Source organism: Marivirga atlantica, assembly GCF_016734805.1.
Taxonomy (GTDB): Bacteria; Bacteroidota; Bacteroidia; order Cytophagales; family Cyclobacteriaceae; genus Marivirga; species Marivirga atlantica.
Window position 1 is genome coordinate 204,547 of record NZ_JAERQG010000002.1, and the last position, 12,573, is coordinate 217,119.

The following is a 12,573-nucleotide window of genomic DNA, read 5'->3' on the forward strand; positions in this document are numbered from 1 at the left end:
ATCGCTAAAATGCTTCTACATAAACTAACTTTCCGCCATTGCTAACCTGCTGCTGTAAATCGGGCGCTCCAGTATAGTATACTATCCCAGCATTTTCCACCCTAACTTCTAATGTTTCCACAGCATTTACCCACATATTGTTATAACCCCTTTGTAAAATATCAGCTTCTCTGCAAACTAGATTTTTACCATCATATTGGCCATCGCCAAAGTAAGAAATCATTTGTAATTTATCGGTAAAGCCCGTTAAAGTGAAATTAGTTGCTGAATTACTAATTAGTCGAGTGTAGTTGTTGTTTACTGTTAGGTTGACCTCAGAAATAGCATTTTCTGTTCTAACTTGAAGATTGTTTCTTAAAGTATCTTTGTTTCTTATTTTACCGATGCTTAATGAAATAATGGTGTTGGTTGCTTTAGAAGTATACCACTTTAATTCTGGTTTATTGAAGTTCCTGACCCAACCACATCGGTTGTTATTATACACTAATAAGGAATCGTTGATACTTTCGAAATCAACTTTAGATAAGAGATTTTTTCCATAGCTAAGTTCAAAATAATCGTCATTTTCTGTTTCAATAATTTCAACACTAATGTCATCATGAATAACCAAAGTCTCAAACGAATCAAATGTTGTAATGGTGACAGTTTCTAATTTACCTGACTCTTTAAAACAGTCTGGAGCATTTTCATTATTACAGCCAGATACGAGAAAGATGCTGAATAGAGGTGCTAAATATATTAATCTTCTTAAAATCTCCATCCCAATCCAAATTCTACTTGCTCAGCTGTAGCAGCATGTGTTTTAAAAGATAGTTGTCCTAAAATGTGCTCATGAAAATGATACTTCAAACCATAGCGTTGATAAGTGAAAAGATTTTTCTTACTAGGATCATAAACATAAAATCCAATTTGCGTAGTGAGGTATAGCGAGCCGAATTTAAGATCATGCCCTGCCACTAAAGCTACTCTTCGAAAATCTGGAATAGGGTCAGTCGAATTAACTAAGAACCAATCTGTTGCAATTTGCTCTTTTAATCCGAGACTATGGAAATACTCTATTCCCAAACCAATGTCACTTTTTTTATTTAAGTATTTCTGGCCATATGCTATCAAGTTATAAAAAGGTTTTGGTTGTCTTACTTGCAAAGTGCGGGTATTTCTACCCCAGCTTCCAATTAAATATAATTTGTAATCATAAACGGATGTTCTTATCTCTTCTTCAATCACTTCATCTTTTCTAGAAATGATTTTGTAAGAAGCCCCTAAATTTGCAGTGACAATATTAATACCTCTATTCGGAGCTCTTTGAGCTCCATTACTGGCATGGGTAATATTTAAACTTGGTGTAATTGTGAACTTGTCACTTAATTGGTAGGAGAAAATGAGCCTTGGTTGTAGAAGCACACTATACCTACTAGTAACCATATTGTTTTGGTTATTAGTTTCTCTATTGTAGGGGTTGGTAGCAAATACTATCCCAGTTCCGACCCTAAAATAAAAAGAAGCTTTTTCTTTTTTAAAAAGCGGTATATCCATGGCTGCAGAGCCAATAATAAGCTTACCCAACTTAGGGTTATGCAAGTCATAGTATGACAAACCATAATTCACAATAGGTTTGTTATATAAACTTTCCCAATCTCTACTACCATTAAGTTGTTGCTGCATGCTTATCTCAAAACCTGAAGGATTTGATACAGCCAGATGTGCAACATATTCATTATGCTTTAAGATGAACCCCTTAATTACCTGAGCATTGAGGTTCCAGTCATAATGTTGAGTAGAACCAGAAAAAGCAAAGAGCAGCCAATATAATATGACCAAAAACAGTCGTTTTGTTAGAAACTTCATTTATTAAACCGCTACTGGTGCTTTAATATGTGGGTGATACTGGTAATCCTGCAATTCGAAGTCTTCAAACTTAAATTCGAAAATATCTTTTACATCAGGATTGATTTTCATAGTTGGCAACGGATAAGGCTCGCGACTAAGCTGTAGCTCAGTTTGTTCCATGTGATTAGAATATAAATGAGCATCACCAAGTGTGTGAACAAAGTCGCCTGGTTCCAGATCACAAACCTGTGCCATCATCATGGTTAATAAGGCATAAGAAGCAATATTGAAAGGAACCCCTAAAAACACATCGGCAGATCGCTGATACAACTGGCATGAAAGTTTACCATCGGCTACGTAAAACTGGAAAAAAGCATGACAAGGAGGTAGCGCCATATTAGGAATATCGGCTACATTCCAGGCACTAACAATCATTCTACGAGAATTTGGTGTGTTTTTAATCTGATTTATAACCTCTTTAATTTGGTCTATGTGTTTGCCATCTGGCGTTGGCCAGTTTCTCCATTGGCTTCCATAAACAGGGCCCAGATTCCCATCTTCATCGGCCCATTCATCCCAAATCGAAACTCCATTCTCCTTTAAATATTTTATGTTAGTATCACCTTGTAAAAACCATAGCAACTCGTGAATAATAGACCTCAAGTGGCACTTTTTTGTAGTTACTAGTGGAAACCCTTCCTGTAAATCAAAGCGCATTTGGTAGCCGAATACACTTTTTGTTCCCGTCCCGGTTCTATCTCCTTTCTGAACGCCATGATCCAGAATGTGCTGCATTAATTCGTGATACTGCTTCATGATTTTTCTAGTTTGACCTCAAAATTATAAAATTACTGGGAGCTCTTACCCTTTTACCCAATAAAAATATACCTAAAGCTAAAGCTGTTTTTCTAAACAATTTTAACTAGTCAATTATTCTTACCTTAACATAGGTATAGCATATGAATGGAGTGAAAAAGGAACATCTTCCCAGTAAGATATGTCCTGTCTGCAGATTGCCATTTAGCTGGCGTAAGAAGTGGGAAAGAAACTGGGAACGTGTAAAGTATTGTAGTGAAAGGTGCAGGAGGGAGGCTAAATTAAAAAGAAGTACATCATGAAGATTTTTACAGTTGATAAAATACGAGAGGCTGATCAATTTACGATTGAGAATGAGCCGATCAGTTCTCTTAACTTAATGGAAAGAGCCAGTACCCAAGTAGCTCAGTGGATTTTAAAGTATTTTCCTAAATATTACAGGCCGATTATTGTTGCAGGTAAGGGAAATAATGGAGGTGATGGATTAGCTATCGCAAGAATGCTCGCTACTTTTGGTTATCAAACAAAGGTGTATTTAGCAATGGGCACTGATGGTTCAGATGATTTTAACGCCAACCTTGAAAGGCTTGATAATGGAAGAGTTGATATCATAGAAGGATATCAAAGTTTAAAAGAAAGGGCAATTGATAAAAATATACTATGGATAGATGCACTCTTTGGTTCTGGCTTATCAAGACCTATCGAAGGAGGTCTGGCTGAATTAATCGATTATATTAATAAAGCCGAAGGTAAAAAAATAGCTATAGATATTCCCTCAGGATTATTTGCTGATCAACCGACTGAAGGTAAGTCCATTTTTCAGGCGGACACAACTTTAAGCTTTCAGTTTCCGAAGCTGGCTTTTCTTATTCCCGAAAATGAAGCATATGTTGGTGATTGGACTATTTTGGATATAGGTTTGAGTCGAGAATACATTGATCAAACTGAAAGTTCGTTTGAATTAACAAAGCATATTAAGCTTACTAAAGCTTCAAAATTTGCGCATAAAGGTGATCGAGGAAGATGCACTATTATAGCCGGAGGTTATACAAGAATGGGAGCAGCTGTTCTTGCTGCTCGAGCAGCTCTCCATAGTGGAATAGGTTTAATTACAGTGCAAAGTTGTCAGAAAACAATCAATGTGGTGCAGCAAAGTATTCCTGAAGCATTAATTCTTAAAGACTGCAATGAATATAGTTTAGGAGATTTTTTGGAATATGGAAATCAGGATGTTCTTGTTGTTGGCCCCGCCTTAGGTTTTGCAGAGAAAACTAAGAAACTATTCGTTGAGATTCTGAAAAATTATAAAGGACAACTAGTTCTTGATGCTGATGCACTAACCTATCTATCGGAAAATACCGAACTTTTACAACTCTTACCCAAAGGAACAATTTTGACTCCTCATATTGGTGAGTTTGATAGGTTGTTCGGAAAACATGATAATCACTTCGATAGATTGAAGAAGCTTCAGCAGAAAGCTAAAAAGCACCAAATTATTATTTTATTAAAGGGTAAGTATTCAGCTATTGCCAGCCCAGAGGGACAGATTTATTTTAATTCAACTGGTAATAATAGCATGGCAAAAGGTGGAAGTGGCGATGTACTTGCTGGAATGATTGGAGGAATGTTTCCTTTAACCAAAAATCCACTTCAAACAGCTATAAATGCTGCATTCTTACATGGTCTCTCAGGCGATATTGCTACAGATACATATGACGAAGATTATGTAACTCCATCTATTTTAATAGAAAACTTACATTTGGCACAAAAAATGTGCACTCAAACACAATAAATCGGAAAACATATATTACTTTCAACCGTACAATTTATCTAATGCGAAAGCTGTTTATAACATATTGTCTATTTATTACCGGAATCATTGGTATTCACAATGTGGGTATTTCTAAACCACATGTTTTGAATGTTACTGATTCTAATACTGATAGCGAAGTTGTTGAACCTTTCGATGTCTATCCCAATCCTGCTACAGACTATGTGTTTGTCAAATTTGATGAGCATATTGCTAACGATGCTTCAATAGAAGTTAGAAGCTTTATAGGCAATAAAATGACTGTAGAATCGGAACTACAAAGCACAGATCTGATTAAATTGAATATTGCAGATATCCCTGCAGGCCACTATTACATAGTAATCACTATTGATGGTGCCAGCTCATTGAAGAAGTTTGTGAAGCACAAATAATCCTTTTACTCCTCTTTTATCATTCTTCCTAATTTCTATAAGCCACAATATTTGTGTACTTTTCAATGATGAATATTGATATTTCAGCATAGATTTATCGACTTTTTTAGTTGAACCCTAGTTTGGATATAACATGAATATTAAGAAAAACTTATACTGGCTGGCGGCTATAGGTGAAATTGTAGCTATTTATTTTGAGATTAACTGGCTACATCAAATAAGCAAACCTTTATTAATGATCACTCTCCTAATCTTTTTTTGGAGTGAATCTGACCATCGAAAGGATGAAAAATGGGTAAGGCACGTTACGCTGGCTTTGGCATTCTCATGGATAGGAGATATTATGTTGATGTTTACACATCTTAACTTCCTTCTTTTCTTTGCTGGGCTTGCGGCATTTTTGGTTGCACATATTGTTTACATCATTGCTTACATCAGGGCGACTTACAAGAATTCATTAAACATTAAGTTTTCTGTTATGCCAATTTTATTTCTTGGCTATTTTATTTTACTGGCCTATTTAATTATTCCATATGTGGATACAATTATTCAGGTACCTATAACGGTTTATGCAGTTATACTTTTCTTGATGATTTCAGCGGCTTATTTTAGAAAAGGCAATACCAACCCTCTCAGTTTTCAGTGGGTATTTGTTGGAGCCATCCTGTTCATTGTGTCCGATTCACTTTTGGCAATAAATCGTTTTTCGCAGACTATTCCATTCGCAAATATTGCAGTAATGGTTACTTATATAGCTGCACAATGGCTAATTGTTAAGGGTTTGCTTAAACATGATCCAAAATAATTATTGTTAAATAGTTGTTTTGACAGAATAAAAATGTGTTTATGTGAAAAATACAGAATCAGTATTTATTTTTCACTAATTGTTTTGAGATTCCAAAAAATGTTTTGATACATTTGAATCATATAATCGGAATCAATTTATAAAGAAGAGGCGAGAGACAGGCTTGTTGACCCTCTGGCAACCTGAGTGAACAAGGTGCCAAATCCTGCTCCGAATTTGGGAACTATAAATTGCAAAACAATGAACAATCACAATCTCGGTGCGCTGAGCACAACACTCCAAAATCTTTCAGAATTACATTTTGTTAATCATCAAATAGTTTCTCCGCAAATTATTTGTTGTTGTCGCTGTATGCGAATGTGTAAGTAAGCTTACTATCAATCTTTTTGGGTTATAGCTTTTGGTGCCAGTGGTACGCTTTGGCTATATCTCACTTCTTTTAATTTTCACATTTTTATTTATTTATCATGTCACACTCATTAAAATTTAGTGTGGCGTCTCATAGTGATTCGCCCACTAAGTCAACAATAAATGTGAGGGGCTTCCAATTCAATGTTGATGCACCTCAAGCCTTTGAAGGAACTAACAAAGCGCCTACACCTTTTGAATATATTTTAGCTGGTTATGCTGGTTGCATCAATGTGGTAGCACACTTAACTGCTAAAGAATTTGGTATTCAACTCAACGATTTATCAATAAATATTTCGGGAGATTTAAATACAGATAAGCTTTTGGGAAAATCTGTAAAGGAAAGAGCTGGTTACAAAACAGTTTATGTGGCCATCATCACCTCAACGGAAATAGAACCACTACAGAAATCCAAATGGCTTAAGGCTATAGAAACAAGATGTCCCGTTAGCGATAATCTTGCTAACCATACCCCAATAATTTTTCAATTGTCACACTCATAAATTCTAAAGAAATGTCACAAAATTTAAAATTCGAAACGTTACAGCTACATGCTGGTCAGGAACCTGATGGTACTACTAATTCTCGAGCAGTTCCTATTTATCAAACATCAAGTTATGTGTTTAATAACTCTGAACATGGAGCTAATTTATTTGCCCTGAAAGAGTTTGGAAACATCTATACAAGGATCATGAATCCGACTACAGATGTTTTTGAAAAGCGCATCGCTGCCCTTGAAGGAGGTGTTGCGGCTGTTGCAGTGGGCTCTGGCCAGGCAGCACAATTTATAGCACTTAATAATATACTGGAAGCTGGCGATAATTTCGTCTCTTCTAAACATCTCTATGGAGGGACTTACAATCAGTTCAAAGTAGCTTTTAAAAGGTTGGGTATTGAAGTGCGTTTTGCAGAAAACGAAGAGATAAACAGTTACGAAACGCTTATTGATGAAAATACCAAAGCTATTTATACGGAAACAATAGGTAACCCAACATTTAACATCGCTGATTTTGAAGCTTTGGCTGGTTTGGCAAGAAAGAACGGAATTCCTCTAGTGGTTGATAATACATTTGGAGCAGGCGGATACTTGGCACAACCCATAAAATATGGAGCCAATGTGGTAACAGCTTCGGCAACTAAATGGATAGGTGGTCATGGTACTTCCATTGGTGGGGTAATTGTTGATGGCGGTAATTTTAACTGGGGTAACGGGAAGTTTCCTGCTTTCTCTGAACCCTCAGAAGGTTACCATGGATTAAACTTCTGGGAAACTTTTGGAGATGATAATCCTCTGGGTTTACCAAATGTAGCTTTTGCTATTAGAGCTAGGGTGGAGGGTCTACGTGATTTTGGTCCTGCATTAAGTCCATTCAACAGTTTTCTGTTACTTCAAGGTCTGGAAACTTTGTCATTAAGAGTACAGCGAACTGTAGATAATGCCTTAAAACTGGCTTACTGGTTAGAGAAGCACCCTTTAGTAGATAAGGTTAATTACCCTGGTTTAGAATCAAGTAATAGCTACCATTTGGCTAAAAAGTATCTTACTAATGGTTACGGAGGAGTATTGTCATTTACTTTAAATGGTGATAAGGAAGAGACTACTGCGGTTGTTGACAATTTAAAATTGGTAAGTCACTTAGCTAATGTGGGAGATGCCAAAACGCTAATAATTCAACCATCAGCCACTACTCACCAGCAATTAAGCAATGAAGAGCAACTTTCAGCAGGAGTTTACCCTAATCTGTTAAGGGTTTCTTTAGGTATTGAACATATCGATGATATCATAGCTGATTTTACTCAAGCATTCCAGAAAGTTCACGAAAATACCTATGCCACAGTTTAATTTACCTGCTGAGTTTGAATTAGAAAGTGGAGAACAGCTCGTTAACGGCTTTCTTCATTATGAAGTGTTGGGAAATCCATCCAATGAGCCGGTTTGGATTTGCCATGCTTTAACAGGTAGTGCCACCGCGAAAGATTGGTGGCCTACCTTATTCAGGAAGCATGGAGGTTTCCTTGATGAAGATAAGCACTTTATTATTTGTGCCAACAGCCTGGGTTCATGTTATGGTAGTTCTAATCCTGAAAATTATGAAGGAGAGTTTCCTTCAATTACTCACAGGGATGTAGTTAAATCTTTTCATCTACTGAAAGAGCATTTAGCAATTGATAAAATTGACACCTTGATAGGTGGCTCTTTGGGCGGTCAGCAAGCTTTAGAGTGGTCTATCATCTATCCTGAAGAAATTCAGAATTTGGTAGTGATAGGTAGTAATGCCAGACACTCCGCCTGGGGGATTGCCTGGAATCATATTCAGCGGTTGGCTATCGATAATTCACAAGATGACAAGGGTTTAGCACTAGCGCGAGAAATAGCTATGTTGAGCTATAGAAGCGCTGCCGATTTTGATGAAAAGGAAAGTCACTGGAAAGAGAGTTCAAGTAGTAATGTAACCTCCTACCTTAATCATCAGGGCGATAAATTTATAAATAGATTCAATAAGCAAGCTTACTATCTACTGACAGAGCTGATGGATGAGCACGATGTTGGCCGTGGCAGATCAGCTGACTTAACAAAAATTTTGGGAAGCATTAAGGCTAATAGTCTCATTATTGGAATTAATAGTGACGTTTTATTCCCCATTAAGGAACAAGAGTTTTTAGCAGCCCACATCCCTCATGCACAACTTGAAATCATCAACTCTACAAAAGGGCATGATGCCTTTTTACTGGAGGGTAATCTTATTTCAAAATTTATTACTAATCATTCTCAGAAGGAATTTATATGCAATTAACAAAGGTGGCTATTTTTGGTCTCGGCACTGTAGGACAAGGAGTTTTCGAAAAGTTAAATTCTACAGCATCCAGTACTATACAGGTAGAAGCAGTTGTAGTTAAAAATGAACAAAAAGAGAGAGATGTAAATGGCTATTGTCATCTTTTGAAATCAGAGAATGATGTTTTTTCTAACGATGATATTCAAGTTATTATAGAACTCATCAACGACTATGAGCAGGCATACCACATTGTCAAGAAGGCTCTGAGTGAGGGTAGAACAGTTATAACTGCCAATAAAAAGATGCTTTCCTTCTATCTGGAAGAACTTCTGCAAATTGCTGAAGTAAACGGTTCACACTTGTATTATGAAGCGGCAGTTTGCGGCAGTATTCCTATAATTAATTTGTTAAATGGATTCTATACGGGTAATAGACCTGTAGGTCTAAAAGCAATTGCTAATGGTACCAGCAATTACATTTTAAGTAAACTTAATAATGGTGAAACTAATTTTGACATGGTTTTGAAAAAAGCCCAAGATGCTGGTTTTGCTGAAGTTGATCCATCAGATGATGTAAAGGGTTTTGATGCCAGGGCCAAATTACAACTAATGATGCTTCATGCTTTTGGAGTATTAGTAGACCCATTACAAATACCTTCATTTGCTATTAGTGTGGTGAATGAAGAGATTATTCTTTTTGCCAAGAAGTACAATTTGAGTGTTAAGCTGATAGCCTCAGGGGAGGTGTTTGATAATAAGATTAATGCTAGCGTAATCCCTCATTTCATTAATGATAAAAACTCTTTTAATGATGTTGAGGAAGAACAAAATCAGGTAGTTGTAACTAATCAGTTATCTGGTGAGCAGATTTTTAGAGGGAAAGGTGCTGGGAAATATCCGACTACACAATCTGTTTTAGCTGATTTAGAATTAATAAAAAAGGGTATTTCTTATAATTCGGAATATTTAAAAGCAGAAATTTCTAATAGAGATGATGATTACTTTTACCTCTTTAACAAAGGTGGCAATAATGAGATACTGCATGATTTTGAAATTCTTTTTAGTGAGAGATCACATTATATAGTAAAAACTAATATTCGTAAACTGGATAAATTGGTAAAAGTCAATCAAGAAATTTTTGTAGCCCAAGTTGACATTTCAGACTTCGACTTTCTCTCGCTTTAGCTTTGTTAATTTTAGGAGACTACGATAATTTTTGTGAACTTCCAGCATCAATTAAACACTAGTAAATGAAGATTGCCGTATTATCAAGAAATCCTAAACTATATTCAACAAGAAGACTCATTGAAGCAACTACCGAAAAAGGTCATGAAGCTTTGATTTTAGACCATATGCACTGTGATATCATCATGGATGAGGATGGTCCTTCAATTTATTATCATGGTAAAAGGTTAGAGAAAATTGATGCTATTATACCAAGAATTGGTGCATCTGTTACTTTCTATGGCACAGCTGTAGTTCGTCAGTTTGAGATGATGAAAACATTCAGCGCGGTAGATTCACTTGCTATTACGCGCTCAAGAGATAAGCTGAGAAGTTTGCAAATACTATCAAGAAGTGGATTAGGTATGCCAAGAACGGCTTTTACAAATCGTTCTGAGAATGCTGGAGATTACATTCTGGAGCATTTGGGTAAAGCGCCTGTAGTGCTTAAACTTTTAGAAGGAACTCAAGGGTTAGGAGTAGTACTTGCTGAAACAAGAAAGGCTGCCGAGTCGGTAATAGAAGCTTTTGAAGGCTTAAAAGCCAGGGTAATAATGCAGGAGTTTATTAAGGAAGCAGGTGGAGCAGATATACGAGTTTTTGTTGTCGATGGTGAAGTAGTTGGAGCTATGAAGCGTCAGGGTAAAGAGGGTGAATTTAGAAGTAATTTACATAGAGGAGGTTCCGCTAATGTTATTAAGCTATCAAGAGCTGAAAAATCTGCTGCACTAACAGCAGCAAAGGCCATGGGATTGGCTATTGCCGGTGTTGATATGCTTCAATCTAGCAGAGGGCCACTGATTTTGGAAGTAAACTCATCACCAGGTTTAGAGGGTATTGAGAAAGCCACAAACGTAGATATTGCTGGGAAAATTATAGAGTATATAGAAAGAGGCAAGCAGAAAAAGAGGCTACCAAAGGATAAGGTTAAAGCTTAACAATCTTTAGGGTGGCTAATAAGTTTGTAGTAAGTATCTTTTAATATTTCTGGTTCAACGCCTTTCATAAACATTCGAAATACCTTCAGGTTGGCCATGTTAACCTGAAAATAGGTGTTTGAATCATACTTTCTTGCAGAGACTAAAGTGCTTTTGGGCATAACTACAAACTTATTTTTCTTCCAAAGTCTTTTAATTAATTCAAAATCTTCCATTACAACATAGCGTTCATCAAAGCCGTCAGCTTCAAGAAATAAAGATTTTTTTATAAAAAGGGTTTGATCTCCCCCACGGCACCATAAGAACTTGAATCGGGTAAATAATGAGTTGACAAACAGCAATGGATGTCTTGATTTGAACTTAAAGCGGAAGCATCCGAAATCATAGCCTTTTTTGATGTGCTTGTTTATGTCTTTAAAAAATGTTTTCGGAGGCTCAACATCTGCATGTACAAAATATAGCGTATTAGCTTTAGCTAATTTAGCTCCTTCATTCATTTGGTGAGCCCTTGAAGCCTGTTTAGTTGAAATAACTTTTATGTTTAACTGCTCTGCAAGATCAGCCGTGTTGTCAGTACTGTTTGCATCAGCTACAATAATTTCAATATGATTACTATCAGGGCTGCTTTTCAAGAGAGTAATAAGGTTTTGAATGTTAGCAGCTTCGTTTAATGTCGGAATAATGACAGATAATCGTATATTATTTGCTTGCGGCATCTAAATCTTGAGTGTTTCCGTAAATGGTTAAAGTCAAACTTACGAATAATTCATTATGAAGAGATTTTTCAGTACCACAGTCTTAGTAGTTTTTTTGCTTACTAATTCTTTTTATGCTCATTCTCAGGGGAATATAGCTAACGAAAAAAATGAGTATGTAAAATTGAGCATGCGCCTTTTAGGTGCCGTTAAAAACGGGGAAGATGTATCCAAATATACTCAAGAAATGAAAGCCCTGTCACTCGATGAGTTAGGCGAAGCTTTAAAGTCAGATCAGGAAATAAAAGCATTCTGGATCAATACTTATAATGCTTACGTACAGATTCTACTAACTGAAGATCCTTCTTTATTTGAGGATAGAGGTGCTTTCTTCAAGAAAGATAGAGTTGAAATTGGCGGTGAGTTATTTAGCTTTGACTTTATTGAACACGGGGTTATTAGAGGCTCAAAAGTGAAGCTTTCCATGGGATTCTTAAAAGATCCGTTTGCAGGAGAGCTGGAGAAAAAATTCAGGGTTGAAGAAACAGATGGAAGAGTCCACTTTGCCTTAAACTGCGGAGCCAAAAGTTGCCCATATGTTGCTGTATTTAGTGCAGTTAATTTAGATAATGAACTTGATGCTATTGCTGAGCAGTTCCTAAAAAGAACAACCGATTATAAGCCTGGTCAAGAGGAAGCATACGTAACCACTTTATTCAGCTGGTTCAAAGGTGATTTCAGCGATGAAGGCGGAGCAGTTGGATTCTTAAGAAAGTATGGGGTAATCCCACAAGAGGCTGATCCTGATATTGAATATAAAGATTACGACTGGACCTTAGCTACGGGTAATTTCACGGAATTGAGCATTTATCAATAAAC

The 12,573-nt window shown here is 36.5% G+C and carries 14 protein-coding genes and 1 riboswitch; of the genes, 10 read left to right on the forward strand and 4 right to left on the reverse strand.

Annotation, left to right across the window (positions count from 1 at the left end):
* Positions 1 to 4 precede the first annotated feature (4 nt).
* The 3 genes from JKP34_RS08325 to JKP34_RS08335 are packed head-to-tail and all read right to left on the reverse strand — an operon-like array spanning position 5 to position 2,646.
* A complete protein-coding gene (locus tag JKP34_RS08325; protein ID WP_201919691.1) occupies positions 5 to 760 on the reverse strand; it encodes a GIN domain-containing protein in 756 nt (251 codons plus the stop codon).
* Positions 748 to 1,848 carry an acyloxyacyl hydrolase gene (locus tag JKP34_RS08330; protein WP_201919693.1) on the reverse strand — a complete coding sequence of 367 codons (1,101 nt, stop codon included), beginning with the start codon at positions 1,846 to 1,848 and terminating at the stop codon, positions 748 to 750. Before JKP34_RS08330 ends, JKP34_RS08325 begins: the two co-directional genes overlap by 13 nt.
* A 3-nt stretch (positions 1,849 to 1,851) precedes the next feature.
* Positions 1,852 to 2,646 (reverse strand): thymidylate synthase, encoded by a 795-nt coding sequence (locus JKP34_RS08335; protein ID WP_201919695.1) that lies wholly within the window; start codon positions 2,644 to 2,646, stop codon positions 1,852 to 1,854.
* A 143-nt stretch (positions 2,647 to 2,789) separates the two neighbouring features.
* Between JKP34_RS08335 and JKP34_RS08340 the strand changes: the two genes are divergently transcribed.
* From JKP34_RS08340 to rimK, 9 genes are all read left to right on the forward strand, one after another.
* Positions 2,790 to 2,948, forward strand: coding sequence for a DUF2256 domain-containing protein (locus JKP34_RS08340; protein WP_201919696.1), 159 nt, complete (start codon positions 2,790 to 2,792; stop codon positions 2,946 to 2,948).
* Entirely contained in the window at positions 2,945 to 4,438 is a 1,494-nt protein-coding gene (locus tag JKP34_RS08345; RefSeq protein WP_201919698.1) for an NAD(P)H-hydrate dehydratase, read from the forward strand. The genes JKP34_RS08340 and JKP34_RS08345 overlap by 4 nt, the downstream gene beginning before the upstream one ends.
* A 41-nt stretch (positions 4,439 to 4,479) precedes the next feature.
* Positions 4,480 to 4,848 (forward strand): T9SS type A sorting domain-containing protein, encoded by a 369-nt coding sequence (locus tag JKP34_RS08350; RefSeq protein WP_201919700.1) that lies wholly within the window; start codon positions 4,480 to 4,482, stop codon positions 4,846 to 4,848.
* A gap of 133 nt (positions 4,849 to 4,981) precedes the next feature.
* Positions 4,982 to 5,653: a lysoplasmalogenase gene (locus JKP34_RS08355; RefSeq protein WP_201919702.1), complete on the forward strand. Its 672-nt coding sequence runs from the start codon at positions 4,982 to 4,984 to the stop codon at positions 5,651 to 5,653.
* Between the two features lie 134 nt (positions 5,654 to 5,787).
* Positions 5,788 to 5,885, forward strand: a riboswitch (SAM riboswitch).
* Positions 5,886 to 6,120: 235 nt separating this feature from the next.
* Positions 6,121 to 6,564: an OsmC family protein gene (locus tag JKP34_RS08360; RefSeq protein ID WP_201919704.1), complete on the forward strand. Its 444-nt coding sequence runs from the start codon at positions 6,121 to 6,123 to the stop codon at positions 6,562 to 6,564.
* 11 nt (positions 6,565 to 6,575) lie between these two features.
* Positions 6,576 to 7,904 (forward strand): O-acetylhomoserine aminocarboxypropyltransferase/cysteine synthase family protein, encoded by a 1,329-nt coding sequence (locus JKP34_RS08365; protein WP_201919706.1) that lies wholly within the window; start codon positions 6,576 to 6,578, stop codon positions 7,902 to 7,904.
* Positions 7,891 to 8,856: a homoserine O-acetyltransferase family protein gene (locus JKP34_RS08370; protein WP_201919708.1), complete on the forward strand. Its 966-nt coding sequence runs from the start codon at positions 7,891 to 7,893 to the stop codon at positions 8,854 to 8,856. Before JKP34_RS08365 ends, JKP34_RS08370 begins: the two co-directional genes overlap by 14 nt.
* The gene (locus tag JKP34_RS08375; protein ID WP_201919710.1) at positions 8,847 to 10,022 is read left to right on the forward strand and encodes a homoserine dehydrogenase; all 1,176 of its coding nucleotides are present in this window, start codon (positions 8,847 to 8,849) and stop codon (positions 10,020 to 10,022) included. Before JKP34_RS08370 ends, JKP34_RS08375 begins: the two co-directional genes overlap by 10 nt.
* Before the next feature lie 65 nt (positions 10,023 to 10,087).
* A complete protein-coding gene (gene rimK, locus JKP34_RS08380) occupies positions 10,088 to 10,999 on the forward strand; it encodes a 30S ribosomal protein S6--L-glutamate ligase (protein WP_201919712.1) in 912 nt (303 codons plus the stop codon).
* On the opposite strand, the gene JKP34_RS08385 is transcribed toward rimK, so the two are convergent.
* Complete coding sequence (locus tag JKP34_RS08385) at positions 10,996 to 11,715, reverse strand: TIGR04283 family arsenosugar biosynthesis glycosyltransferase (protein ID WP_201919714.1); 720 nt, start codon at positions 11,713 to 11,715, stop codon at positions 10,996 to 10,998. The two genes, rimK and JKP34_RS08385, sit on opposite strands and share 4 nt — an antisense overlap.
* Positions 11,716 to 11,770: 55 nt before the next feature.
* On the opposite strand from JKP34_RS08385, the gene JKP34_RS08390 reads away from it, so the two are divergent.
* Positions 11,771 to 12,571, forward strand: coding sequence for a DUF547 domain-containing protein (locus JKP34_RS08390; RefSeq protein ID WP_201919716.1), 801 nt, complete (start codon positions 11,771 to 11,773; stop codon positions 12,569 to 12,571).
* Positions 12,572 to 12,573: the final 2 nt, after the last annotated feature.

What these genes read in the sequence shown, in the direction of transcription:
- JKP34_RS08325 (WP_201919691.1), bottom strand. Translation starts at nt 760, where the DNA reads ATGGAGATTTTAAGAAGATTAATATATTTAGCACCTCTATTCAGCATC.
- JKP34_RS08330 (WP_201919693.1), bottom strand. Translation starts at nt 1,848, where the DNA reads ATGAAGTTTCTAACAAAACGACTGTTTTTGGTCATATTATATTGGCTG.
- JKP34_RS08335 (WP_201919695.1), bottom strand. Translation starts at nt 2,646, where the DNA reads ATGAAGCAGTATCACGAATTAATGCAGCACATTCTGGATCATGGCGTT.
- JKP34_RS08340 (WP_201919696.1), top strand. Translation starts at nt 2,790, where the DNA reads ATGAATGGAGTGAAAAAGGAACATCTTCCCAGTAAGATATGTCCTGTC.
- JKP34_RS08345 (WP_201919698.1), top strand. Translation starts at nt 2,945, where the DNA reads ATGAAGATTTTTACAGTTGATAAAATACGAGAGGCTGATCAATTTACG.
- JKP34_RS08350 (WP_201919700.1), top strand. Translation starts at nt 4,480, where the DNA reads ATGCGAAAGCTGTTTATAACATATTGTCTATTTATTACCGGAATCATT.
- JKP34_RS08355 (WP_201919702.1), top strand. Translation starts at nt 4,982, where the DNA reads ATGAATATTAAGAAAAACTTATACTGGCTGGCGGCTATAGGTGAAATT.
- JKP34_RS08360 (WP_201919704.1), top strand. Translation starts at nt 6,121, where the DNA reads ATGTCACACTCATTAAAATTTAGTGTGGCGTCTCATAGTGATTCGCCC.
- JKP34_RS08365 (WP_201919706.1), top strand. Translation starts at nt 6,576, where the DNA reads ATGTCACAAAATTTAAAATTCGAAACGTTACAGCTACATGCTGGTCAG.
- JKP34_RS08370 (WP_201919708.1), top strand. Translation starts at nt 7,891, where the DNA reads ATGCCACAGTTTAATTTACCTGCTGAGTTTGAATTAGAAAGTGGAGAA.
- JKP34_RS08375 (WP_201919710.1), top strand. Translation starts at nt 8,847, where the DNA reads ATGCAATTAACAAAGGTGGCTATTTTTGGTCTCGGCACTGTAGGACAA.
- rimK (WP_201919712.1), top strand. Translation starts at nt 10,088, where the DNA reads ATGAAGATTGCCGTATTATCAAGAAATCCTAAACTATATTCAACAAGA.
- JKP34_RS08385 (WP_201919714.1), bottom strand. Translation starts at nt 11,715, where the DNA reads ATGCCGCAAGCAAATAATATACGATTATCTGTCATTATTCCGACATTA.
- JKP34_RS08390 (WP_201919716.1), top strand. Translation starts at nt 11,771, where the DNA reads ATGAAGAGATTTTTCAGTACCACAGTCTTAGTAGTTTTTTTGCTTACT.